A 24097-nucleotide genomic window follows, 5' to 3' on the forward strand; every position below is an offset into this window, starting at 1 on the left:
ACCGCGTCACCCGCTCCTCCCGGACTCCCCGTACCGCCTGTTCCCTGACCGCAGGCTGTACGGGCCCCCGCAGCTACACCCCTTACCTGCCCCTGTTCGTCCACCCCTGGGAGCGCTCCCGCATGACTGCTGTACGACCCGACATCGCCCCGAAGCAGGCGCCCGAGGCAGCGGACTTTCCGACCGGTTTCGTCTGGGGTGCGGCCACCGCCGCCTACCAGGTCGAGGGCGGCGCCGCCGAGGACGGCCGCACCCCTTCCATCTGGGACACCTTCAGCCGCACTCCGGGCAAGGTCCGCAACGGTGACACCGGAGACATCGCCGCCGACCACTACCACCGCTACCGCGACGACGTGGCGCTGATGAAGCAGCTCGGCCTGAAGGCCTACCGATTCTCCGTCTCCTGGTCCCGGGTGCAGCCCACCGGCCGCGGCCCCGCCGTCGAACGCGGGCTGGACTTCTACCGCAAGCTCGTCGACGAGCTCCTCGAAGCGGGCATCGCACCCGTCGCCACCCTCTACCACTGGGACCTGCCCCAGGATCTGGAGGACGCCGGCGGCTGGCCCCAGCGGGTGACCGCCGAGCGCTTCGCCGACTACGCCGCCATCGTGGCCGGCGCCCTCGGCGACCGCGTCGGCACCTGGACCACCTTCAACGAGCCGTGGTGCTCGGCCTTCCTCGGTTACGGCTCCGGCGTGCACGCCCCCGGCCGCACCGAGCCGGCCTCAGCCCTGCGCGCGGCCCACCATCTCAACCTCGCCCACGGCCGGGCGATCGAGGTCCTGCGCAACCAACTCCCCGCTACCGCGCAGACCTCGGTCACCCTCAACCTCCACCAGGTCCGCGCGCTGACCGACAGCGCGGCCGACGCGGACGCCGCCCGCCGGATCGACGCGGTGGGCAACCGGGTCTTCACCGGTCCGATGCTGCACGGCGCGTACCCCGAGGACCTGATCGCAGACACCTCGCGCCTGGTGGACTGGTCGAAGCTGGTCCACGACGGCGACCTGGCCGCCATCTCCCGCCCGATCGACGTCCTGGGCGTCAACTACTACACACCGACGCTGGTCTCCACGCCCGCCAGCGGCTCCGGCGACTCGCGCAACGACGGTCACGGCAACAGCGACCACTCCCCGTGGCCCGGCTCAGAGCACGTCGCCTTCCACCTCTCCGAGGGCAAGAAGCGCACCGCGATGAACTGGGCGATCGACCCCGACGGGCTGTACAACCTGCTCATGGACGTCGCCCGGGACCACCCCGGCCTGCCGCTGATGGTCACCGAGAACGGCGCGGCCTTCGACGACTACGTCTCGCCCGAGGGCCTGGTGGAGGACCCCGAGCGGATCGAGTACCTGCGCGGCCACCTCGACGCCGTACAGCGGGCCGTGGCGGACGGCGCGGACGTACGCGGCTACTTCCTCTGGTCCCTGATGGACAACTTCGAGTGGGCATACGGGTACTCCAAGCGCTTCGGTGCCGTCTACGTCGACTACGCCACCCAGCGCCGCATCCCCAAGGCGAGCGCCCGCTGGTACGCCGACGTCATCCGCCGTCACGCACTGCCCCCGGTCACCGACCTCGCCTGACCCCGACCGGCCGACCGACCCGCACACCCCTCCCGAGACCCGGCAGCCCGTGCCGGGTCTCCGTCATTTCCGCCCGCTTTCGGGGGCCGGGGAACCCGGCTCGGTACCCCCGTATTATGGGAGCGCTCCCATTTCTGATGGTGCGGAGAGGCCGCCGGGCCCGGACGAGTGTCAAGGGATCCGGCACCAGGACTTGGTTCGGATATCCGACTGTGAGAAATTGACCGCGAACGGGAGGCAGCCATGACGGCAGCGCGAGTACGGAGCGGCGGGCGGCCCACGCTCGAAGAGGTCGCGGCACGGGCGGGGGTGGGGCGCGGCACGGCCTCGCGGGTCATCAACGGCTCCCCACGGGTCAGCGCGCACACCCGCGAGGCGGTGGAGGCGGCCGTCGCCGAACTGGGGTACGTGCCCAATCGCGCGGCCCGCGCGCTCGCCGGGAACCGTACCGACGCCATCGCCCTCGTCGTGCCGGAGCCGGAGACGCGCTTCTTCGCCGAGCCGTACTTCTCCGACATCGTCCGCGGTGTCGGCGCGGCGCTCGCAGACACCGACATGCAGCTGCTGCTCACCCTCGTCGGCAGCGACCGCGAGCGCCGGAGGCTGGCCCAGTATCTGACCGCGCACCGCGTCGACGGCGTGCTGCTGGTCTCCGTCCACGCCGACGACCCGCTCCCGGACCTGTTGGAGCAGCTCGGTATGCCGGCCGTGATGAGCGGCCGCAGATCCGCCTCGGAACCGCTCGCCTCGGTCGACTCCGACAATTTCGAGGGCGCCCGCGCAGCCGTCGATCATCTGATCTCCCGGGGCCGCCGTTCCATCGCCACGATCACCGGGCGCCTCGATGTCTACGGTGCCAGGCGCCGCCTCGACGGCTACCGCAAGGCGGTCTCCGCGGCCGGTCTCGGACCGGACGAGCAGCTGATCGCCCCCGCCGACTTCACCGAGGAAGGCGGCGCACAGGCCATGCGCGACCTGCTTGCCCGCCGCCCCGACGTCGACGCGGTCTTCGCCGCCTCCGACGTCATGGCCGCAGGGGCCCGCCAGGTGCTGCGCGAGGCCGGCCGGCGCATCCCGGACGATGTGGCTCTCATCGGCTTCGACGACTCGGCCGTGGCCCGTCACATGGACCCGGCGCTCACCAGCGTGCGCCAGCCGATCGAGGAGATGGGCCGCACGATGGCCCGCGTACTGCTCCAGGAGATCGCGGGCGAGAACCAGGAGCGTCCGCAGATCGTGCTCCCCACGGAACTGATCGTCCGCGACTCATCGTGACGACCGTCACACAGCCGCCGGTGAGGGTGGCTCAGGCATGAGAAGGGCCCCGGTCATTGACCGGGGCCCTTCCCTTCAGGGTGAGTAACGGGACTCGAACCCGCGACATCCTGGACCACAACCAGGTGCTCTACCATCTGAGCTATACCCACCATGCCCGGTCTTTTTTCCGACCGGCCGAGAAAAAGTGTACAGGGTCCGAGAGGGTGCTCGCGCCCCAGTTGTTCCGCCGCTGATCCCGGCCCCCGAAAGGCCCATGACCAGCGGCTTCGCAACGTCCTACGGCGTGGGCGGCGCGACACGTGCCGCGATGGCCTTGGCGCGCTCCGAGTCCGGTCCGGGCTGCGGCACGAAGACCGCCTCGCGGTAGTAGCGCAGCTCCGTGATGGAGTCACGGATATCCGCGAGCGCCCGGTGGTTGCCGTTCTTTTCCGGACTGTTGAAGTACGCCCTCGGGTACCAGCGGCGCGCCAGCTCCTTGATCGAGGACACATCGACGATCCGGTAGTGGAGGTAGCCCTCCAGGGCCGACATGTCCCGCGCCAGGAAGCCGCGGTCGGTGGAGACCGAGTTCCCGCAGAGCGGGGCCTTGCCGGGCTCCTTCACATGCTCGCGGACGTACGCCAGCACCTGGGCCTCGGCGTCGGCCAGGGTGGTGCCCTGGGCCAGCTCGTCGAGGAGACCCGAGGCGGTGTGCATCTGGCGCACCACCTCGGGCATCGTCTCCAGGGCCGCGTCCGGCGGGCGGATCACGATGTCCACCCCTTCGCCGAGCACGTTCAGCTCCGAGTCGGTGACCAGTGCGGCCACCTCGATGAGTGCGTCTTCCGTCAACGAGAGCCCGGTCATCTCGCAGTCGATCCACACCATGCGATCGTTCATGGCCCCACCCTACGGGGCACTCCGTTGACCCGGCAGGGTCGGGCGTCCGGTGGAGTACGCGTCGGGGCCCGGTTTCCCGTGCTCCGGCTGCCCCGCCCCGACCGTCGCCGACGTGACGGCATGCGGACCCGGTGGGGTGGCCGCAGCCGTGGCACGCCGGCCCGCCGAGGTGCCCTGTGCGGGCACGATCGGCTCGATCGCCGGGGTGAGGGCCTCCGCGCCACCGCTCTGCGGGCGGCGGGCCCGGTATGCGGCCCGGTATGCGGCGGGGGAGGAGCCCAGCTGGCGCCGGAAGTGTCCGCGCAGCGCGACCGGCGAGCGGAAGCCGCAGCGGCCCGCGACCTCGTCGACCGAGTACTCGGACGTCTCCAGCAGCCGCTGCGCCTGCAGCACTCGCTGGGTGATCAGCCACTGGAGCGGTGCGCTGCCGGTGAGCGAGCGGAATCTCCGGTCAAAGGTCCGCCTGCTCATGTAGGCGCGCGCGGCCAGCGTCTCCACGTCGAACTGCTCGTGGAGATGCTCCAGCGCCCAGGCCACGACCTCGGCGAGCGGGTCGGAGCCGATCTCCTCAGGTAAAGACCTGTCGAGGTAGCGCTCCTGACCGCCGCTGCGCCGCGGCGGCACGACGAGCCGGCGGGCCAGTGCCCCGGCGGCTTCCGTGCCGTGGTCCGTGCGGACGATGTGCAGACAGAGATCGATCCCGGCCGCTGTCCCGGCGGAGGTGAGCACATCGCCGTCGTCGACGAAGAGCTCACGCGGATCGACATGCACCGACGGATAGCGCTTGGCCAGCGTCGGTGCGTACATCCAGTGCGTGGTCGCCGGGCGGCCGTCCAGCAGACCGGCGGCGGCGAGCACGAACGCGCCGGTGCACAGCCCGACGATGCGGGCTCCTTCCTCGTGGGCGCGGCGCAGCGCGTCCAGCGCCTCCGCGGGCGGCGGCGAGGTGATCGAACGCCAGGCGGGCACCACGACGGTGCCTGCCCTGCTGATCGCCTCCAGCCCGTAGGGCGCGGTCAGTTCGAGTCCCCCGGTGGTCCGCAGCGGCCCCTCTTCCCCGCCGCAGACGAGGAGTCGGTAGCGCGGAACTCCCGCGTCCTGGCGGTCGATTCCGAACACTGAGAGCGGGATCGAGCTCTCGAAGATGGGGCCGCCGCTGAACAGCAGTACGGCGACGACTTCCCGTCGTCGTCGTCCACTGAGCTTCCGTACAGCCTCCGTTGCGGCGGCGGAGTCCTGGCTCATGACGCTAAGCCCCCCTCGGTGTTCGCGTCTTCCTGGTCCTTACGGGCCTGTCGCTCCTGCACTTTTCCCCTCGGTCCTGCATGAGTCCCCGTCTTCGATACTCAAGATCGAATCTACTGCGTCCCGTGGTGCCGGCGTGACAAGTTCACCAACCGGCGTTATGTCGACAAGGCAACTTGGCGGGAAGCATTCGATCACGAAGGGTTTCATCCAGCGGCCGTGCAGGGAAGTGCGCCTCGCGTTGATGGCCCGTCCCCATCGGGTGGAAGCGTACCGCGCGGTCTCTTCCTGCCTGGTGGCAAGGGGGTTGATCGGCCAATTCGGCAAGGAAGTGACAGGGGTGTGAAGTTGGCTGAAAATAGACGGTTGTGCATACGTGATTCGGTCAGTCGACCGGCGCACAACCCTGATGGGCGGCCGCTTCCTTGCGCCCCGTCGGCAGGTCGGGCGGCCGATCGTACGGAATGAGCGGCGGCGCCGGCGGGCAGCGGGATCCCGACCGGCGGGCCGATATCGGTCCGCGGCCGGGCGGAGAGCTCCGCACGGGGCGGACGTGCCGGGGCCGGCACGGTGTGACTCCTGGGAGTGGACCGCCGGCCCGGCGCTCGGCGACGGAGTGGTGATCCGCACCGGGGGCGCGGTGGTCCCGGTGCGCCGTGGAGTCGGTGACGGACAGGGTCCCGCCCCGTCACCGAGGGGAGTCGTTCCGGCCCGCCGACGTCGATGTACAGCGCAACCGGCATTGCCATACGGGTCCGCCTCGGGCATGCTCCGTGAAACGTCGCACGCGCTTTGCGCGGGTCTGGGCAGTGGAGGAGTGGCGCCGTACCCTTGGGGGTAAGGGGTTGGGAAGATGATTCCCGGACACCGCAACACCGCCCGTTGACGCACCTTCCCCAAGTCGCTCTCCTCACGAGGACTCTCTTCGCCGAGACACCGATGGCCGGTCACGAAATCCCCGAACCCGCCGACCGCAAGCAGGTAGCCGACCCCATGTCGGACCCGCAGGCGGTCGAAGAAACACGTCATTCCTGCGACCCCGCCTTCCGGCATGGGGTCGTGGTCGGCTTCGACGGCTCGACTTCCAGTGAGCGCGCCCTCGCATACGCCATCGGCATGGCCCGAAGATCAGGTTCCGGCCTGATCATCGTCCATGTCGCCAATCGGCTGCCGACCACGGTCTGGGCAGGCTGCGAGCCGCCCGTCTTCGTCGATGTGCCCGACCACCGCACCGAGGTGCTCGGCCTGGAGCTCGCCTGCGCGGACTACCTCTCCGAGGTTCCCTGGGTGCTCGTCGAGCGCGGCGGGGACATCTGCCACGAGCTGGAGGAGGTCGGCCGGGAGTACTCGGCCGACGCCATCGTCGTCGGCTCCACGCACGGCATCGTCGGCCGCATCTTCGGCTCGGTGGCGGGGCGCCTCGCGCGGCGCGCACAGCGCCCGGTCGTCGTCATTCCCTGAGCGTCCCCCGTCCCGGACGCCCCTGCCGTCACCCCCGTCACCGGTTCCGGACCTCGCAGTCGACATGGCGTCAACTCGCCTGTGGAAACCGGCAATCTACCGATGCGTAGAGGTGGATTGTGTGCTTGTGAAGGGTACATAAGGGTCACTGGGAAGCAGGACCACTGCATGTGAAGGGAGCCCGCCGTGGACAATGACGTCTCTGCGGGAAGCACCAGCACCTCTACCCTCGGCCATCTCGCCCTGGGACTCACCCTGTTGGCGTTCGGTATCGGTCACACCGGAGTTGTGGACGGTGTGACGGCGGCCGACGCCGTCTCGCTCGCGCTGTATGTCGGCGGTATCGCCCTGTTCGTCGCCGGGCTCCTGGAGTTCCGCGCGGGAAGCGGCTTCACCGGCACGGCCTTCGCCGGGCTCGGTGCCTTCTGGTTCACCTGGGGCACCGGCGCCGGCGCGCATGTCTCCAGCCATGCGGCAGGGCTGTTCCTGCTGCTCTGGGCCCTGTTCGCGCTCAGCCTGACCTTCGGCGCGGCCGGTGGCGGTCTGCTCGCCCAGGGGACATACGCACTGCTGTTCCTGGCGCTTCTGCTCCTGGGCGTCGGGCAGTTCGCGGACAGCGGGAGTCTGGCCAAGGCGGGCGGCTGGCTCGCCGCGGTGTCCGGTCTCGCCGCCTGGTACGGGGCGACGGCGGCGCTGGCCAACTGGCCCACGGCGCTGCCGGGGCGTGCTGCCGGCCGAGGGGTGACGGCCACCGGCTGAGGCAGCGACCGGGCCGGTGCGGCAAGGGGAAGAGGCACCGGCCCCGATGGGAGCGGCCCCGTACCCGCGGTGGCGGTGGGTACGGGGCCGCTCTGCTCCGGGCACAGCCCGTGCAGGGATGCCTACTCGACGGTGACGGACTTCGCCAGGTTGCGCGGCTTGTCGATGTCACGGCCCATGGCCAGCGCCGTGTGGTACGCGAAGAGCTGGAGCGGGATGCCCATCAGGATCGGGTCCAGCTCGTTCTCGTTCTTCGGTACGACGATGGTGTGGTCGGCCTTCTCCTGCACCTGGTGCGCGACGGCGAGGATGCGGCCGCTGCGGGCCTTGATCTCCTCCATCGCGGCGCGGTTCTTCTCCAGCAGATCGTCGTCCGGCACGATCGCGACCGTCGGCATCGAGGGCTCGATCAGCGCCAGCGGCCCGTGCTTCAGCTCGGAGGCGGGGTACGCCTCCGCGTGGATGTACGAGACCTCCTTGAGCTTCAGCGAGGCCTCACGGGCGACGGGGTAGCCGCGCACCCGGCCGATGAACATCATCGACTTGGCGTCCGCATACTCCGCGGCCAGCTTCTTGATCTCGTCCTCGTTCTCGAGGATCTCGGTGATCTGGGCGGGCAGCCTGCGCAGGCCCTCGATGATCCGCTTGCCGTCGGCGACCGACAGGTCGCGGATCCGGCCGAGGTGCAGGGCGAGCAGTGCGAATGCGACGACCGTGTTCGTGAAGCACTTGGTGGAGACGACACAGACCTCGGGGCCGGCGTGGACGTACGTACCGCCGTCGGCCTCCCGGGCGATTGCCGAACCCACCACGTTGACCACGCCGAGCACCCGGGCGCCCTTGCGCTTGAGCTCCTGGACGGCGGCCAGCACGTCGTACGTCTCACCGGACTGGGAGACCGCGACGTACAGGGTGTCCGGGTCGACGACCGGGTTGCGGTAGCGGAACTCGGAGGCGGGCTCGGCGTCCGCGGGGATACGGGCCAGCTCCTCGATCAGCTGCGCGCCGATCTGGCCCGCGTGGTACGAGGTCCCGCAGCCCAGGATCTTGATCCGGCGGACCCCGCGCGCCTCGCGGGCGTCCAGGTTGAGGCCGCCGAGGTGCACGGTGGAGAAACGGTCGTCGATCCGGCCGCGGAGCACCCGGTCGACGGCGTCCGCCTGCTCGGAGATCTCCTTGTGCATGTACGTGTCGTGGCCGCCCATGTCGTACGACTCGGCTTCCCACTCCACGGTGGTCGGCGTGGCCGTCGTGGACGAGCCCTCCGTCGTGTACGTACGGAAGTCGTCGGCCTTGAGGGTGGCCATCTCGCCGTCGTCGAGGGTGACGACCTGGCGGGTGTGGGCCACCAGCGCGGCGACGTCGGAGGCGACGAACATCTCCTTCTCGCCGATGCCGAGCACGACCGGGGAGCCGTTGCGGGCGACCACGATGCGGTCGTTGAAGTCGGCGTGCATGACGGCGATGCCGTACGTGCCCTCGACCGACCGCAGCGCCTCGCGGACCTTCTCCTCCAGGGTGTCCGCCTGGGCGCGGGCGATCAGGTGGACCAGCACCTCGGTGTCGGTCTCGGAGAGGAAGACGACACCGTCGGCGACGAGCTTCGCACGGAGCTCGGAGGCGTTGTCGATGATGCCGTTGTGGACGACGGCGACCTTGTTGTCGGCGTCCAGGTGGGGGTGCGCGTTCTCGTCGCTCGGGGCGCCGTGGGTGGCCCAGCGGGTGTGGGCGATACCGGTCGTGCCGGTGAAGCGCTTGGGAACGCGGGCCTCGAGCTCGCGGACCCGGCCCTTCGCCTTGACCATCCTCAGGGCGGCGGGCTTCCCGGCCGACGCCTTGCCGGTGATGACGATGCCCGCGGAGTCGTAACCCCGGTACTCCAGCCGCTGCAGCCCTTCCAGCAGCAGCGGAGCCACATCACGCTTACCGATATATCCGACGATTCCGCACATAAAGTCTCTGCCCCTCCATCGACGTACCTGTGGTGCCCGTTGCTCAGCCGTAGACGATGCGGCGCAGCTGGCGGAGCGAGAGCTCCGGCGGCGCGACCGCCCGATGCGGCAGCTCGGCCGCGATCCGCTCGAAGATCTCCGTGTTCACCAGGCCGCCGGACTGCAGTTCGCGGTGGCGGCGGCGGACGAAGTCGTCGGTCGTCTCGTCGAAGTACGCCAGCACGTCGAGAACCACCCGGGCGGCTTCACCGCGCTGGAGCGCGGTGCTGCGCACCAGGTGATCAATGAGGTCGTCATGCGACGAGCGGCGTTCGAGCACTCGTTGATATTGCGGTGGACGGAGCGCTTACGCAACAATTCTGCCCGATATCGGGCAGGAGTGAGTGTGATCACGCTCTCGGGCGGGCCTGGAGGTGGTCAGGGAGGGCATGGGGACGCACTCAGAGACGCTTCAGGACGGCCTGCTTTGCGGCGGTGAACTCGTCGTCGGTGAGAATCCCTGCCCGATGCAGCTCGCCGAGCTCGCGCAGCCGGCGCAGCAGCACATCGTGATCGTCGGCGGGCGGTGCGGGGACGGGCGCCGCGGGTGCGGCCGGGGCGGGGATCTGTGCGGGCCGAGCGATTTCGGCGGCGGCCGCTGTCTCTGCCCCCGCCGCACCCGGCAGCCGGACCAGTACCGCCGCCGCGACCAGTACCGCCGTGTACTCCTTCTTGGACAGCCCCCACAGATCCAGCGAGTACGGATCGAACTCGGCCGCCGGAGCCGGAGCCGTGCCCATGTCCCCGCCCCTGCCCCGTACGAAGCGCAGGTGCCCGTTCTCCAGACCGATGGCGGGCAACCAGTGCACCCCGGTCACCTCCGACACCGGGAATGCGACCGGGCCGCCCGAGCTCTTGACCTCCTTGGCCTTCCAGTTCCAGGTGAGGCGGATGACCTCTCCGTCGAACGAGGCCGTGCCGTCCCCGCCGCCCCCGGCGACCGGCACCGCGGGCCCCGGCAACAGGAAGCCGTCCACCGGCCCGGCGGGCACCTGCTCGATCAGCAGGGCGCTGCGCACCTCGCCGACGAAGTACTCCGCTACTCCACTCCGGTCCTTCTCCACCGTCAGCTGGTACGGATCCGAGGCGTCCTTGAGCCTGCCGTCCGCAGCGCGCAGGACCGGACAGGCGCCGTCGCGCAGCCTCAGCCGAAGCCGGCCGCCCTTGCGATCCGGTTCGAAGGCGATGCCCGCCAGTGCCCGGAGCGGGACCACACACTCACCCAGCTCCTGCCGGAGCGGATGAATACCCTTCCCCCGGCCGGGCACGATCCGCACCGACTCGCCGTCGAAAGTCCACGTTCCGTCGCGCTGGATTATTTCCGCCATGGGGCAGATTCTCTCAGCCCCATAAGGGGGAAGTGGTCTACACCTTGACCATGCGTGGGACAGGCGATACGCATGGTGATGGTTGGTTGCTCAGGAGATCCACAGGTGTGAACCCGTCGAAAGGGACCCGGCTTGTGAGACTGCACAGGACACAGCGCACCGCCCTTCCCCGTCTTCTCGGCTCGTTGCTGCTCGTCACAGCGGCCGGTATCTCCAGTGTCGGCGCCGCGCCGGAAGGACAGGAGGCCGGCAGCGGCCCGGCCACTGCCGCCGCGCCCCGTCCGCTCGGGCAGATAGTGCCCGCCCCTGCCGAGGCGAAGCCCGGCGGCTCTCCGTACACCATCACCGCGGACACCAGGATCCGCGTCGAGAACGGCTCCCGCGAGGCCCGGAAGATCGGCGACTATCTGGCGGGCGTGCTGCGCCCGTCCACCGGCTACGCCCTGCCGGTCACCGGTCGCGGCGGCGACGGTATCCGGCTCCGGCTCGATTCCCACGACGGCGCGTCCGGTGCCGAGGGATACACCCTGAGGTCGAGCCGCGGCTCCGTCACGATCACTGCGCGCGGCCCGGCCGGGCTCTTCCACGGCGTCCAGACGCTTCGTCAGCTGCTCCCGGCCGACGTGGAGAAGAACAGCCGCCAGAAGGGCCCGTGGAAGGTCGCGGGAGGCACGGTCAAGGACGCGCCGCGCTATGCGTACCGGAGCGCGATGCTGGACGTCTCCCGGCACTTCTTCTCCGTCGCCGAGGTCAAGCGTTACATCGACCAGCTCGCCCTCTACAAGATGAACAAGCTCCATCTGCATCTCTCCGACGACCAGGGCTGGCGGATCGCCATCGACTCCTGGCCGCGGCTCGCCACGTACGGCGGGCAGACGGAGGTGGGCGGGGGAGTCGGCGGCTACTACACGAAGAGCGACTACAAGGAGATCGTGCGCTACGCCTCCTCCCGCTATCTGGAGGTCGTGCCGGAGATCGACCTGCCCGGCCACACCAACGCGGCACTCGCCTCGTACGCGGAGCTGAACTGCAACGGCGTCGCGCCGCCGCTCTACACCGGCACCAGTGTCGGCTTCAGCTCGCTCTGCGTCCCGAAGGCCATCACGTACGACTTCGTGGACGACGTGGTCCGTGAGCTGGCCGCGCTCACACCCGGCAAGTACCTCCACATCGGCGGTGACGAGGCGCACTCCACCAGCCACGAGGACTATGTGGCCTTCATGGACAAGGCACAGGCCATCGTCGGCAAGTACGGCAAGACCGTGGTCGGCTGGCACCAGCTGACCGGGGGCACGCCGGTGAAGGGCGCGGTCGCCCAGTACTGGGGTTACGACCAGACGGGCGCGGCCGAGCGCAAGCAGGTGGCGGACGCCGCCGTGAACGGCACGAAGCTGGTGCTGTCCCCGGCCGACCGGAGCTACCTCGACATGAAGTACGACAAGGACACCAAGCTGGGCCTGGCCTGGGCCGGTTACGTCTCCGTCCAGCGCTCGTACGACTGGAACCCGGCGACGTACCTGGACGGTGCACCGGAGGGTTCGATCCTCGGCGTCGAGGCGCCGCTCTGGTCGGAGACCCTGACCAACAGCGACGAGATCGAACAGATGGCGTTCCCCAGGCTGCCCGGGGTGGCGGAGCTGGGATGGTCGCCCGCGTCCACGCACGACTGGGACGCGTACAAGGTGCGGCTGGGCGCGCAGGGGCCGAGGCTCTCGGCGCTCGGCGTCAACTACTACCGGGCGCCGCAGGTTCCCTGGGCCGACCGGTGAGGTGACCGGGGCCGTCCGGCGACCGTTGTGTTCCCGGTCGCCGGACGGGCTCGGCAGATGTCCTCAGTCGCCGGACGGGCCCGGTTTCACGCCTGTCCGGCGATCGGGTTCTTCAACGTGCCGATCAGCTGCAGTGCCCCCGACGGATCGGTCAGATCGACCATCTGCTTGTTGTTCCGCAGCTGCAGCCGGTTCAGGCAGGACAGCGCGAACTCGTCCGTGAACATGTCGTACTGCTCGAACTTCTCGGCGAGATACGGCACCGACTCCTGGTAGCCGGTCACGCATCGGGCGACCGTCCGCCAGAACGTCTCCTCGTCGAGTACGCCCTCGCTCGCCAGCCCCGCGCCCAGGAAGCGCAGGAAGCAGTCGAAGACATCGGTGAGGACCGAGAGCAGTTTCATGTCCTCGGGAACCTCGGCGCGGATCCGCTCGACCTTCGGCGGCAGCACCGCGTCCGGGTCCATGACCGCGATCTCCTCGGCGATGTCCTTGAACACCGTGCGCCGTACGACCCCGTCCTCGACGACCAGGATGACGTTCTCGCCGTGCGGCATGAACACCAGGTCGTACGCGTAGAAGCTGTGCAGCACCGGCACCAGGTACGCGTCCAGGTAGTGGCGCAGCCACACCGCGGGGTCCAGCCCCGACTCGGCGATCAGCGCACCGGCGACGGAGTTGCCCTCGTGGTCGGTGTGGAGCAGCGAGGCCATGGTCGCGACCTGCTCGCCGGGGGCCAGGCCGGGGACCGGGCTCTCCCGCCACAGCGCGGCGAGCATTTTCAGGTACGGGGAGCCCTTGGCGGTGGCCGCCTCGTACGTCCGGTGGTGGTAGCCGATGGCCGCCCGTTCCCGGATGATCGAGAAACGGGCCTCGCACAGCAGCTCGTCGCGCTCGATCAGCTCGGCCAGCCAGTCGTTGATCGCGGGAGTGGCCTCCATGTACGCGGCGGAGAGCCCGCGCATGAAGCCCATGTTGAGGACGGACAGCGCCGTTTTGACGTAGTGGCGGTCCGGGTTGCTGGTGTTGAAGAAGGTGCGGATGGACTGCTGTGCCAGGTACGCGTCGTCGCCTTCGCCCAGGCAGACCAGATACTGCTGTGCGAGCTCCCCGGCGAAGGTGACGGCCAGCTTGTTCCACCACTGCCAGGGGTGGACGGGGATCAGCAGGTAGTCGTCGAGTTCGAGCCCGAGGCCGGTCATCGTGGCCCGGAACCGGGTGAGGGTCTCCTCGCCCAGCTCGCCCGCGATCAGCGTCCCGTAGTCGAGGCCGGTGCCCGCGGTGAAGGTGGCGCGGTCGCGGCGGGCGGCGAGCCACACCAGACGGATCTCTGCTGCCGCCTCGGGGGCGTACACCCGGTACTCGTCCACGCCGAAGCCGAGCCGCCCGTTGTTGGCGACGAAGCAGGGGTGGCCCTCGGTCATGCCGGTCTCGATCGCCTGGAACCCGGCACGGACCAGCTCGGCGGAGGTGACGGGCGGCTTGGTCAGCTTGTACGCGGTGCCGGCCAGGGTGGAGGAGATCTCCTCCAGGTAGACCGGGAGGATCTCCGCCGAGAGGCCGAGCGTGGAGCGCAGCTCGACGAAGAACTCGGCCGCGTCCAGTGCCAGTTCGGAGCCGTGTCGGTGGCGGGTGATCGAGTCGGCCTCGACCTGCCAGTGGTCGAGGGCGTAGATCCGTGCGGTGAAGCGGTACTCGGTCGCCGCGTCGTCGCTGCGCACCGAGTAGCGGTTGTCGCCGAGTGGCGCTGGGGTCAGCAGCCGCTCGTGGCTGAACTCGGCGAGCGCCTTGCGGATCAGCAGCCGGTTGGCGGTGGCCCAGCGCTCAGGGGTGAGATGGGCGACGCTGCCGATGACGGGGGACATCAGACGCCACCCCCGGTCGCTGCGGCGAACTGTTCCCGTGTGCAGGCGCTGAGCAGGGCGTCCTTCTCCGGCTTGGCTATCTCGCCCAGCACTTCGAAGCCGACCGCCTTGTTGAGGGCGTGCACCGCGCTGTTGCGTACGTCGGGTTCGACGACGACCCGGTGTACGGACGGGTCGGCGAACATCGCCTCCATCACGGCCGTTATCACGCCGAGCGTGAAGCCGTGCAGCGGGGTGCCGGTCGGGGCGACCAGGAAGTGCATCCCGATGTCGCCGGGCTCGGCGTCGTACAGCCCCTTGAGCTCGACCTCGGTGGGGTCGTACCGCTCCATCAGGAAGGCGGGCTCCCCGTTGTGCAGTCCTATGAACGCGTCGTGGTGCGGGTGGGCGGCGATCGCCATGTACTCCCGCTCGACGTCCTGGAGTTTCGCGTCGCCCATCAGCCAGAAGGAGGCCTTGGGGTGGGTGATCCAGCCGTGCACCAGTTGGGCGTCGGCGAGAGGGTCGAGGGCGCGGACGGTGAACGTACCGAGGGCAGTGCTCATACGGCGAACTCCTGGAAGGCTACGGACTTCTCGACCGGGTAGTACTCACGGCCGAGCAGTTCGCCGATGATGTACGCGTTGCGGTAGGCACCCATGCCCAGGTCGGGTGAGGTGATCGAGTGGGTGTGCGTGCCCGCGTTCTGCAGGAAGACGCCGTGCCCGGTGGTGTCGATGGAGTAGTTGCGGGCCACGTCGAAGCGGCCGTGGCCGTCCCGGCGCAGCCGGTCGTGGATGTCATCGAGGAACGCGGGCGGGCGGTAGCGGTAGCCGGTGGCGAGGATCAGGCCCTCGGTGGTGAGGGTGTAGTCCTTGCCCTGCTCCTCCTGGTGCAGCCCCAGCGTGTACATGCCGCTGCTCTCCTCATAACTCGCCCTGTCCAGGGAGGAGTTGGTGAGGAGTCGGGTCGGGACGGGGCCGGGCAGGTTCTTCTGGTAGAGCAGATCGAAGATCGCGTCGATCAGCTCTCCGTCGATGCCCTTGAAGAGGCCCTTCTGCCCGGACTCCAGCCGGTAGCGGGTCTCCTCGGGCAGTGCGTGGAAGTAGTCGACGTACTCCGGGGAGGTCATCTCCAGCGTCAGCTTGGTGTACTCCAGCGGGAAGAACCGCGGCGAGCGCGTCACCCAGTTCAGCCGGTAGCCGTGCACATCGATCTCGGAGAGCAGGTCGTAGTAGATCTCGGCCGCGCTCTGCCCACTGCCGACGAGGGTGATGGACTTCTTCGCCTGGAGTGCCGCTTTCCCTTCCAGGTAGCGGGAGTTGTGCAGATAGTCGCCGCCCAGGTCCTGGCAGGCGTCCGGGATGTACGGGGGAGTGCCGGTGCCGAGCACGAGCCGTGGGGCCCGGAAGGCGCTGCCGGTGGCGGTGCGGACGGTGTAGAGCGCGGTGCCCTCGTCGTACGTGAGCGACTCGACGGTCTCGTTGAACCGGATGCTGTTCAGTTTGGCGGCGGCCCAGCGGCAGTAGTCGTTGTACTCGGTCCGCAGGGGGTAGAAGTTCTCCCGGATGTAGAAGGAGTACAGCCGCCCGCGTTCCTTCAGATAGTTCAGGAAGGAGTACGGCGAGGTCGGGTCGGCCATCGTGACCAGGTCCGACATGAACGGTGTCTGGAGGTGGGCCCCTTCGAGGAACATCCCGGCGTGCCATTCGAAGTCCGGCTTGGACTCCAGGAACACCCCGTTCAGTTCGTCGATCGGCTCGGTCAGACAGGCGAGCCCGAGGTTGAACGGGCCGAGCCCGATGCCGATGAAGTCATGGGGTTCAGGAAGCGCGGTCAAGGGAGTCTCCCAGGTACTGCTCGGCGTGGCCGGAGATCAGGTCGAGTACCGCGGAGATGTCCTGCGCGGTCGTTTCGGGGTTGAGCAGGGTGAACTTCAGGTACTGGCGGCCGCCGACCTTCGTGCCGGCGACGACGGCCTCGCCGGAGGCGAAGAGTGCCCTGCGGGCGTGGAGATTGGCCCGGTCGATCTCGGCGGGCGCGGTGATGCCGGCCGGGATGTAGCGGAACACCAGCGTGGACAGCTGGGGCTCGACGACGACGTCGAAGCGCGGGTCGGCGGCGAGCAGCCGCCAGCCCTCGGCGGCCAGGTCGCAGACCTCGTCGAAGAGTTCACCGATGCCGTCGGCACCCATGACGCGCAGCGTCATCCACAGTTTCAGGGCGTCGAACCTGCGGGTGGTCTGCAGCGACTTGTCCACCTGGTTGGGGATGCGTTCGGCGGCCATTCGCTGCGGGTTGAGGTATTCGGCGTGGTAAGTGGCATGGCGCAGCGTGGCCCGGTCGCGGAGCAGCAGGGCGGACGAACTCACCGGTTGGAAGAAGGACTTGTGGTAGTCCACGGTGACCGAGTCGGCGCGCTCGATCCCGTCGAGGAGATGGCGGCGCTCACGGGAGGCCAGCAGCCCGCAGCCGTAGGCGGCGTCGACATGCATCCAGGTGGAGAACTGCTCGCAGAGCGCGGCGATTTCGGGCAGCGGGTCGATGGAGCCGAAGTCGGTGGTGCCCGCGGTGGCGACGACGGCCATCGGGACGGCACCTTCGGCGACGCACTGCTCCAGCGCGTGGGCCAGCGCCACGGTCTGCATGCGCTTGTTGTTGTCGACGGGGACGGGGATGACCGAGTCCGGGCCGAGACCGAGGAGTTTCGCCGACTTCTGCACGCTGAAGTGGCTGCATTCGGAGGTGAAGATGCGCAGCCGGGTGAAGTGGTGCGGCGACGTCTTGGCCTCCTCCCGGGCGAGCAGCAGGGCCTGCAGATTGGACTGCGTACCGCCGCTGGTGAAGACGCCGTCCGCGGCCGGTCCCAGGCCGATCCGGGCCGCGGTCCAGTCGATCAGCCGACGCTCGATGAGGGTGCCGCCCGCGCTCTGGTCCCAGGTGTCCAGGGAGGAGTTGACGGCCGAGAGAACGGCTTCGCCGAGGACGGCGGGGATGACGACCGGGCAGTTGAGGTGGCCCAGGTAGCGGGGGTGGTGGAAGTAGACGGCGTCACGGAGGTAGACGCGGTCGAGCTCGTCGAGGGCGGCGGACGCGTCGCCCAGTGGCCGGTCCAGATCGATCGCGTCGACGACGGGAGTGAGCTCGTCGACGGAGACTCCGGTGAACGGCCGGTCTGTGGCGGCGAGTTTGGCTGCGACCCGTTCGACTCCTGCGGTCACGGAGCGCCGGTAATGCTCCGCGGTCGTGTCGTTGAGCAGGTGCGAACGCATGAAAGGGGTCCTCCCGGATGCGGGGAAACTTCATCGGCCCTCAGGGCAGAAAGAGGGGGGCGAGGGCCCGATGTTGAAGTGAGGTTAGCCTAACCTAACTTCAACATCGGGTTGTTCCTCGCCCCCGGGGGACGTAGAGATTGACCGATTTGCGCGTACGGGGTGGCTGCTTTTGGCCTGTGGGCGGGAGTTCCGGGTGTGCGGCGCGCGGCTCGCACCCGCCGCCTTCCGGCTACGCGTCCTCGGCGGTCGCCGCCTCGCGCAGCTGCTCCTCGCTCATCCCGCGACGCCAGTACCCGACGAACGTCACGCGCCTGCGGTCGAATCGGCGTTCCTGCACGAGGTGGCGGCGCAGTGCCCGCACCTGTGACGACTCGCCCGCGATCCAGACGTACGGCGTCCCCTCGGGCAACTCGGCCGCCTGGACGGCCTCCAGGCCGGCGGGTGCGCCTTCGTCCCGTACGAGCCAGGTGATCCGGGCCTTGGCCGCGGTGTTGAGGGCCTGGCGGTCCTCGGTGTGCTGGACCTCCAGCCAGACCTGGGCCTCCATGCCGGCCGGCAGCCACTCCAGGGCGGCGGATGCGGCGGGCAGCGCGGTCTCGTCGGCCCAGATCAGTACCCAGTCGGTGTCCTGCGGAGGGCGGAAGCGGACGGCGGTGTTGTCCTCGACGGCCGGGCCCAGCGCCTTGAGTGGATCGCCGGGGGAGGCGGCGGCGGCCCAGCGACAGGCAGGCCCGCCGTCCTCGTGGAGCGCGAAGTCGATGTCGATCTCGGTCGCCCCGTCGGGTGTGCGGCGCTGGGTGCGCACGGTGTACGAGCGCATGACGGCCCGTACGTCGTCCGGAAGGGCGCGCCAGGCGGCGAACCAATTCCCGTCCTCATCGACCGGAACGACTGGTTCCGGCTGGCCGGGGTGCGGCAGGAACAGCGACAGGCTCTGGTCTCGTCCTCCGGCGGCGAAGCCGTCGAGTCCCGGGCCGCCGAAGGTGACCCGGAGCATGGAGGGTCCGAGTCGCCGGGTCCGCAGGACGGTCAGGCCGAAGAACCGGAAAGGGGTGATGGGGGGTGCGACGGACGTCGTCATGCGGGGGCTCCTCCCAGGAACCGGAAGCGAAGCCGGGAACCGGCCGCCGGTATATCCGAAGGAAGGTGAGCCTAACCTAATCGAATATTCGAGGGTGCCCCGGGGCCGCTCACCAGACGAGGACCCCGCCGCCCACGGCTCGGGCCCGCAGGGCGGCTGCGGTGATGTTGGCCAGCCGGGCCACCACGTAGTCCCGCCGGTCGTCGCCGCCTCCGGCGAGCGTTGCGGCGTTGCGGTGCAGCAGCTCGCACTCTTCGAGGAAGTCGTCGATGTCCTCCGGCTCCACGTGCAGATTGCCGGTGGCCAGCTCGGGGAAGAACCGGGCGCCGAGCGCCCGTGCGGCCTGTGACCCCCACAGCGTGGTCCGGCAGACCTCGGTCCCGGCCATGTTGCTGCCGTCCTCGGGGTCGTCGAGGAGATGCGACTGACAGTCCTCGTCGTATATGAACGTATGCACCGTCAAAGTCACGACCCGAACTCCTCACGGCAGCCGTCGAGCCCCTCGACCGTCACCTCGACGGCCCGGTACTCCTCCCAGCGGGCACGGTCCAGCCGCAGCCGCTGCAGAGTGACGGGCGCACCCCGCACCGCGGCGACCTCCAGTCCGTCCGGCAGATAGCCGAGCCGGCGTGAGACACCCAGCGAGCGCGGGTTGTCGGTCATGGCGGCCGAGACCGCGGTCCGGGCCCCGAGTCCGGCGAAGGCGAGGTGCAGGGCGGCGGCCCGCATCTCGGTGCCGATGCCCCGGCCCTGATGGGCCAGACCCAGCCACGAACCGGTGCTGACCTCACCGGTCACGGCGAAGTCCTTCGCCATCACGTCCTGCCGCCCGACCACCTTGCCCTCGTGCAGCACGGCGAGGCTCAGTGCCCAGTCCCGTACGGACCAGTTGGCGACGGTGGCCAGCACATGCTGGAACACGGCCTTGCCGCACTCGGCGGGCGACGCGTCGGTCCAGGGAACCGTGAACGGCATGTCGGCCGGCGGGTGTACCCCGTCCGCGGCGACCGATGCGAGATCGCCCAGCAACTCCAGGTCCGGAAGGCGCAGTTCCAGGCGCGGCGTGCGGAGGCGGAGCCCGTACAGGGGCCAGTGCTGCAGCTTCATGTACGGACTCTGCCGCTCGGGCCCGCGGCCTGTCGAACGAATTGCGCAACCGGCTCCGGGATCACTGCCGTCGGGGTCTTCGGGCTGCACCGGATCGAGCTGGACACCTGGAGCGGCAACGAGCGGGCCGTTCGCGCCTTCACCGGGGCGGGCTTCCGCGAGGAGGCCGGCGCCGGGCCGCCGTGCCGGTGGCGGGCAAGCGGTACGACACCGTGCTGTCCGGAATGCTCCGCGAGGAGTGGCCGGGCGCGACGAGCTGATCGCCCGCCCGGCCTCCGCCCGGTGGCCGTCAGGCCGGCAGCCCCAGCTCCCTCGCGATCAGCATCCGCTGCACCTCGCTCGTGCCCTCGCCGATCTCCAGGATCTTGGAGTCGCGCCACATCCTGGCCACCGGGTACTCGTTCATGAAGCCGTAGCCGCCGTGGATCTGGGTCGCCTCGCGGGCGTTGTCCACCGCGACCGTCGACGAGTACAGCTTCGCGATCGCGGCCTCCTTCTTGAACGGTTCGCCGGCCACCAGGCGCGACGCCGCGTCACGCCAGCCGATGCGGGCCATGTGGGCCCGCATCTCCATGTCCGCGATCTTGAACTGGATGGCCTGGTTGGCACCGATCGGCCTGCCGAAGGCCTGGCGCTCCTTGGCGTACTTCACCGACTCGTCCACGCAGCCCTGCGCCAGGCCCGTGGACAGGGCGGCGATGGCGATCCGGCCCTCGTCCAGGATGCGCAGGAACTGGGCGTAGCCGCGGCCCTCCTCGCCCAGCAGGTTCGCCAGGGGCACGCGGACGTCGGCGAAGGACAGTTCGCGGGTGTCCGAGGCGTTCCAGCCGACCTTGGAGTACGGGGCGGCGACCGTGAAGCCGGGGGTGCCGGACGGCACGATGATCGAGGAGATGAGCGGCGCGCCGTTCTCCTTGTGGCCGGTCACCGCCGTGACCGTGACCAGCTCCGTGATGTCCGTACCGGAGTTGGTGATGAAGCACTTGGAGCCGTTGATCACCCACTCGCCCGTGGCCTCGTCGCGCACCGCCGTCGTGCGGGTGCCGCCCGCGTCCGAGCCGGCGTCCGGCTCGGTCAGGCCGAACGCGCCGAGCGCCTCGCCCGAGCAGAGCTTCGGCAGCCACTGCCGCTTCTGCTCCTCCGTGCCGAAGTGGTGGACCGGCATCGCGCCGAGCGAGACCCCGGCCTCCAGCGTGATCGCCACGGACGAGTCGACCCGGGCCAGCTCCTCCAGGGCGATCCCGAGGGCGAGATAGTCGCCGCCCATGCCGCCGTACTCCTCCGGGAACGGCAGCCCGAACAGGCCCATCCGTCCCATCTCCCGCACGATCTCGTACGGGAACTCATGGCGCTCGTAGAAGTCGCCGATCTTCGGCGCGATCACATCGTGCGCGAACTCCTCGACGGTGCGACGCAGTTCCTCGTGCTCGGCGGTCAGCCGGTGGTCCAGGGGCATGGCAGGGGTCACTCCTTGTGGGAGAGGGCGCGGACGGTACGGGACGGGCTGGGTCGGCCCAGTTGTTCGGCGAGCCACACGCTGGTGGCGGTGAGCGCGTCGAGGTCGACCCCGGTTTCGATGCCGAGGCCGTCGAGCATCCACACGAGGTCTTCGGTGGCGAGATTTCCGGTCGCGCTCTTCGCGTACGGGCAGCCGCCGAGGCCGCCCGCGGAGGCGTCCACGGTGGTGACACCGTGCTGGAGCGCGGCGAGGGTGTTGGAGAGGGCCTGGCCGTATGTGTCGTGGAAGTGCACGCCGATGGTGTCGGTGTGCACGCCCTCCTCGTTCAGCCCGGAGAGCAGATCCTGCACATGGCCGGGCGTGGCAACGCCGATGGTGTCGCCGAGGGAGAGTTCGTCGCAGCCGAGGTCCATCAGTGCCTTGGCCACGCGGACGACCTGGTGGACGGGGACGGGCCCCTCCCACGGGTCGCCGAAGCACATCGACAGATAGCCGCGGACATGCACCTTGTCGGCCTTGGCCCGCGCGACGACCGGCTCGAACATGGCGAGCGACTCGTCGACGGTGCGGTTGAGATTGCGGGCGGCGAACGTCTCGGTCGCCGAGCCGAACACGGCGATGCGGCGGGCGCCGAGCGCCAGGGCCCGGTCCAGGCCGCGTTCGTTCGGTACGAGTACGGGCAGGGCGGCGCCCTCGATGTCGTCGAGTCGGGGGAACAGGTCCTCCGCGTCGGCCAGTTGGGGCACCCACTTCGGGTGCACGAAGCTGGTCGCCTCGATGGTGGTCAGGCCCGACGCGGCCAGACGGTGGATGAACTCCGCCTTCACCTCGGTCGGTACGACGGCCTTCTCGTTCTGCAGCCCGTCGCGGGCGCCGACCTCGTGGATGCGTACTCGTGGGGGCAGATCCCGGGCGGGCACGGTCATGGGCAGGGGGCGGGGTGTCATGCGTCCTCCCCGGGAGCTTCGGCGGGGGTCACCACGGCCAGGATCTGGTCCATGGTGACCGTGGCGCCGGCGGTGACATCCAGCTCGGTCACGGTCCCGGCGTGCGGGGCGGAGATGACGTGCTCCATCTTCATCGCCTCGACGACGAGCAGGCTCTGACCGGCCACGACCTCGTCCCCGACCATCACCTTCACGACGGTGACGGTCCCGGGCATGGGTGCGGCGAGCGTGTCCGCCCCGGTACGGGCGGCGCCGGCCAGCGACGCCTCCACGGGATCGTGATCCTGTACGTGCCAGGTGTCGCCGTCGCGGCCCAGCCAGGTCCCCTCCGGGGACGCGGCATGGGTGAACGTGTGGGTGACACCGGCGAGTTCGAGCGTGAGGTGATGCGGGGACAGCTCGATCAGCCCGGCCGTCTCCTTGCCGCCGGGCATCGGGGCCAGCGGGCCGCAGGCGCCCGTCGCGGGCTCCGGCGGCTGTGCGCCCTCCCCGACATGGCCGAACGTCAGCTCGGTGCCCGCCGGGCAGGAACGCAGTGACACCTGCACCGGGTCGTGGCCCGGCAGCCGGAAGTGGCGCACCGTCCGGGCGGGGGTGCCGCCCAGCCGCCAGCCGCTCGCCACGGAGAACGGGTCCACCCAGCCGGAACCGTCCCCCGGGGAGACGCTCGCCGGGGAGGGCTGCCGCAGCAGCGCCGCCGCCGCGTACACCTCCTCCGGCACCCCCTCCGGCACCAGCCCGGCCACCTCGCGCTCCACCAGACCGGTGTCCAGATCGCCCGCCACCACCGCCGGGTGGGCAAGCAGCCGGCGCAGGAAGCCGGCGTTCGTCGGGACGCCGAGGATCACCGTGTCCGCGAGCGCCGCACGCAGCCGGCGCAGGGCGGCGGCGCGGTCGGGGCCGTACGCGATGACCTTCGACAGCATCGGGTCGTACAGGCTGCCGACCTCGCCGCCCGTGCCGAGCCCGGAGTCCGTCCGTACGCCGTTGCCCTGCGGCTCGTGCAGCGCGAGCACCGTGCCACCGGACGGCAGGAAGCCGCGGAACGGGTCCTCCGCACAGATCCGCGCCTCGATCGCATGGCCGGTGAGCTTTATGTCCTGCTGTTCGTAAGGGAGTTGCTCGCCCGCCGCGACCCTCAGCTGCCACTCCACCAGGTCCAGGCCGGTGATCAGCTCGGTGACCGGGTGTTCGACCTGGAGGCGGGTGTTCATCTCCATGAAGTAGTACGAGGCGGGGTCGTTGCCCGGGACGATGAACTCCACCGTGCCCGCGCCGACATATCCGCAACTGCGGGCCGCCTGGACGGCCGCCTCGCCCATCGCCGCCCGGGTCTCCTCGTCGAGCAGGACGGACGGCGCCTCCTCGATGATCTTCTGGTGGCGGCGCTGGAGCGAGCACTCGCGCTCACCGAGGTGGACCACGTTGCCGTGGGCGTCCGCCAGCACCTGGATCTCGATGTGCCGGGGCCGGTCGATCCACCGCTCCACGAGCAGCGTGTCGTCGCCGAAGGAGGCCCGTGCCTCGCGCCGGGCGGCCGCGATCTCGTCCGCGAGCAGCGCCTCGTCGCGCACCAGCCGCATGCCCTTGCCGCCGCCGCCCGCCGAGGGCTTCAGCAGTACGGGCGTACCGATCTCGCGGGCCGCGGTGGCCAGCTGGGCATCGGAGAGCCCGCTCCCGGACGAGCCCGGCACCACCGGGACCCCGGCCGCCGCGACCGTCTCCTTGGCCCGGATCTTGTCGCCCATCAGCGAGATGGCCTGGGCCGGCGGACCGATGAAGGCCAGCCCCGCCTCCGCGCACGCCCGCGCGAAGCCCGCGTTCTCGGCGAGGAATCCGTACCCGGGGTGGACGGCCTGCGCGCCGGTGCGGCGGGCCGCGTCCAGCAGCGCGGGCACGCTCAGATAGCTCATCGAGGCGGGCGCGGGCCCGATCCGTACCGCCGTGTCGGCCTCGCGTACATGCCGGGCCTCCGCGTCCGCGTCGCTGAAGACGGCGACCGAGCGGACGCCGAGCTCGCGCAGCGTACGGATGACACGTACCGCGATCTCGCCGCGGTTGGCGACAAGAACGGTGTCGAACATCGTC

Annotated in this window: 20 protein-coding genes and 1 tRNA gene; 5 read left to right on the forward strand and 16 right to left on the reverse strand. The window is 69.9% G+C overall.

Annotated elements, in window-relative coordinates:
- Nucleotides 1–122 precede the first annotated feature (122 nt).
- Together ACFVYE_RS16605 and ACFVYE_RS16610 are read left to right on the forward strand one after the other, a co-directional pair.
- A complete protein-coding gene (locus ACFVYE_RS16605) occupies nt 123–1586 on the forward strand; it encodes a GH1 family beta-glucosidase (RefSeq protein WP_389606047.1) in 1464 nt (487 codons plus the stop codon).
- Between the two features lie 243 nt (nt 1587–1829).
- Entirely contained in the window at nt 1830–2861 is a 1032-nt protein-coding gene (locus ACFVYE_RS16610; RefSeq protein ID WP_327275093.1) for a LacI family DNA-binding transcriptional regulator, read from the forward strand.
- A 79-nt stretch (nt 2862–2940) separates the two neighbouring features.
- Here the strand turns inward: ACFVYE_RS16610 and ACFVYE_RS16615 are convergent.
- From ACFVYE_RS16615 to ACFVYE_RS16625, 3 genes are all read right to left on the reverse strand, one after another.
- Nucleotides 2941–3013: transfer RNA gene (locus ACFVYE_RS16615), tRNA-His, on the reverse strand.
- Nucleotides 3014–3140: 127 nt separating this feature from the next.
- Nucleotides 3141–3743 (reverse strand): oligoribonuclease, encoded by a 603-nt coding sequence (orn, locus tag ACFVYE_RS16620; RefSeq protein ID WP_383965942.1) that lies wholly within the window; start codon nt 3741–3743, stop codon nt 3141–3143.
- A gap of 9 nt (nt 3744–3752) precedes the next feature.
- Nucleotides 3753–4988, reverse strand: a complete 1236-nt coding sequence (locus ACFVYE_RS16625; protein WP_383965939.1) for a helix-turn-helix domain-containing protein — start codon at nt 4986–4988, stop codon at nt 3753–3755.
- 939 nt (nt 4989–5927) lie between these two features.
- Between ACFVYE_RS16625 and ACFVYE_RS16630 the strand changes: the two genes are divergently transcribed.
- Nucleotides 5928–6449, forward strand: coding sequence for a universal stress protein (locus ACFVYE_RS16630; RefSeq protein ID WP_072489220.1), 522 nt, complete (start codon nt 5928–5930; stop codon nt 6447–6449).
- A gap of 186 nt (nt 6450–6635) precedes the next feature.
- The gene (locus tag ACFVYE_RS16635; RefSeq protein WP_383965935.1) at nt 6636–7208 is read left to right on the forward strand and encodes an acetate uptake transporter; all 573 of its coding nucleotides are present in this window, start codon (nt 6636–6638) and stop codon (nt 7206–7208) included.
- Nucleotides 7209–7330: 122 nt separating this feature from the next.
- On the opposite strand, the gene glmS is transcribed toward ACFVYE_RS16635, so the two are convergent.
- From glmS to ACFVYE_RS16650, 3 genes are all read right to left on the reverse strand, one after another.
- A complete protein-coding gene (gene glmS / locus ACFVYE_RS16640; protein ID WP_383965932.1) occupies nt 7331–9160 on the reverse strand; it encodes a glutamine--fructose-6-phosphate transaminase (isomerizing) in 1830 nt (609 codons plus the stop codon).
- Nucleotides 9161–9203: 43 nt separating this feature from the next.
- Nucleotides 9204–9479, reverse strand: a complete 276-nt coding sequence (locus ACFVYE_RS16645; protein ID WP_114244647.1) for a hypothetical protein — start codon at nt 9477–9479, stop codon at nt 9204–9206.
- Nucleotides 9480–9600: 121 nt separating this feature from the next.
- On the reverse strand, nt 9601–10527 hold the full coding sequence (locus ACFVYE_RS16650) for a DUF4429 domain-containing protein (protein WP_383965929.1): 927 nt from the start codon (nt 10525–10527) through the stop codon (nt 9601–9603).
- 134 nt (nt 10528–10661) lie between these two features.
- On the opposite strand from ACFVYE_RS16650, the gene ACFVYE_RS16655 reads away from it, so the two are divergent.
- Nucleotides 10662–12296 carry a beta-N-acetylhexosaminidase gene (locus tag ACFVYE_RS16655; protein ID WP_383965926.1) on the forward strand — a complete coding sequence of 545 codons (1635 nt, stop codon included), beginning with the start codon at nt 10662–10664 and terminating at the stop codon, nt 12294–12296.
- An 86-nt stretch (nt 12297–12382) separates the two neighbouring features.
- On the opposite strand, the gene ACFVYE_RS16660 is transcribed toward ACFVYE_RS16655, so the two are convergent.
- The 10 genes from ACFVYE_RS16660 to ACFVYE_RS16705 form a co-directional block, all read right to left on the reverse strand.
- A complete protein-coding gene (locus tag ACFVYE_RS16660) occupies nt 12383–14161 on the reverse strand; it encodes an IucA/IucC family protein (protein ID WP_389606051.1) in 1779 nt (592 codons plus the stop codon).
- Nucleotides 14161–14706 carry a GNAT family N-acetyltransferase gene (locus ACFVYE_RS16665; RefSeq protein ID WP_383965920.1) on the reverse strand — a complete coding sequence of 182 codons (546 nt, stop codon included), beginning with the start codon at nt 14704–14706 and terminating at the stop codon, nt 14161–14163. Before ACFVYE_RS16665 ends, ACFVYE_RS16660 begins: the two co-directional genes overlap by 1 nt.
- Entirely contained in the window at nt 14703–15980 is a 1278-nt protein-coding gene (locus ACFVYE_RS16670; RefSeq protein ID WP_389606053.1) for a lysine N(6)-hydroxylase/L-ornithine N(5)-oxygenase family protein, read from the reverse strand. The genes ACFVYE_RS16665 and ACFVYE_RS16670 overlap by 4 nt, the downstream gene beginning before the upstream one ends.
- Nucleotides 15964–17412: a pyridoxal phosphate-dependent decarboxylase family protein gene (locus tag ACFVYE_RS16675; protein ID WP_389606055.1), complete on the reverse strand. Its 1449-nt coding sequence runs from the start codon at nt 17410–17412 to the stop codon at nt 15964–15966. Before ACFVYE_RS16675 ends, ACFVYE_RS16670 begins: the two co-directional genes overlap by 17 nt.
- 232 nt (nt 17413–17644) lie before the next feature.
- Nucleotides 17645–18496, reverse strand: a complete 852-nt coding sequence (locus tag ACFVYE_RS16680) for a siderophore-interacting protein (RefSeq protein ID WP_389606057.1) — start codon at nt 18494–18496, stop codon at nt 17645–17647.
- Between the two features lie 109 nt (nt 18497–18605).
- Complete coding sequence (locus tag ACFVYE_RS16685) at nt 18606–18965, reverse strand: hypothetical protein (protein WP_383965910.1); 360 nt, start codon at nt 18963–18965, stop codon at nt 18606–18608.
- Nucleotides 18962–19603, reverse strand: coding sequence for a GNAT family N-acetyltransferase (locus ACFVYE_RS16690; RefSeq protein ID WP_383965907.1), 642 nt, complete (start codon nt 19601–19603; stop codon nt 18962–18964). The genes ACFVYE_RS16685 and ACFVYE_RS16690 overlap by 4 nt, the downstream gene beginning before the upstream one ends.
- 289 nt (nt 19604–19892) lie before the next feature.
- Nucleotides 19893–21059, reverse strand: a complete 1167-nt coding sequence (locus ACFVYE_RS16695; RefSeq protein WP_383965904.1) for an acyl-CoA dehydrogenase family protein — start codon at nt 21057–21059, stop codon at nt 19893–19895.
- 8 nt (nt 21060–21067) lie between these two features.
- Nucleotides 21068–22009, reverse strand: a complete 942-nt coding sequence (locus ACFVYE_RS16700) for a hydroxymethylglutaryl-CoA lyase (protein ID WP_383965901.1) — start codon at nt 22007–22009, stop codon at nt 21068–21070.
- Nucleotides 22006–24093: an acetyl-CoA carboxylase biotin carboxylase subunit gene (locus ACFVYE_RS16705; protein ID WP_383965996.1), complete on the reverse strand. Its 2088-nt coding sequence runs from the start codon at nt 24091–24093 to the stop codon at nt 22006–22008. Before ACFVYE_RS16705 ends, ACFVYE_RS16700 begins: the two co-directional genes overlap by 4 nt.
- Between the last annotated feature and the right edge of the window lie 4 nt (nt 24094–24097).

It is taken from the genome of Streptomyces sp. NPDC058239 (assembly GCF_042882185.1).
Taxonomy (GTDB): domain Bacteria; phylum Actinomycetota; class Actinomycetes; order Streptomycetales; family Streptomycetaceae; genus Streptomyces.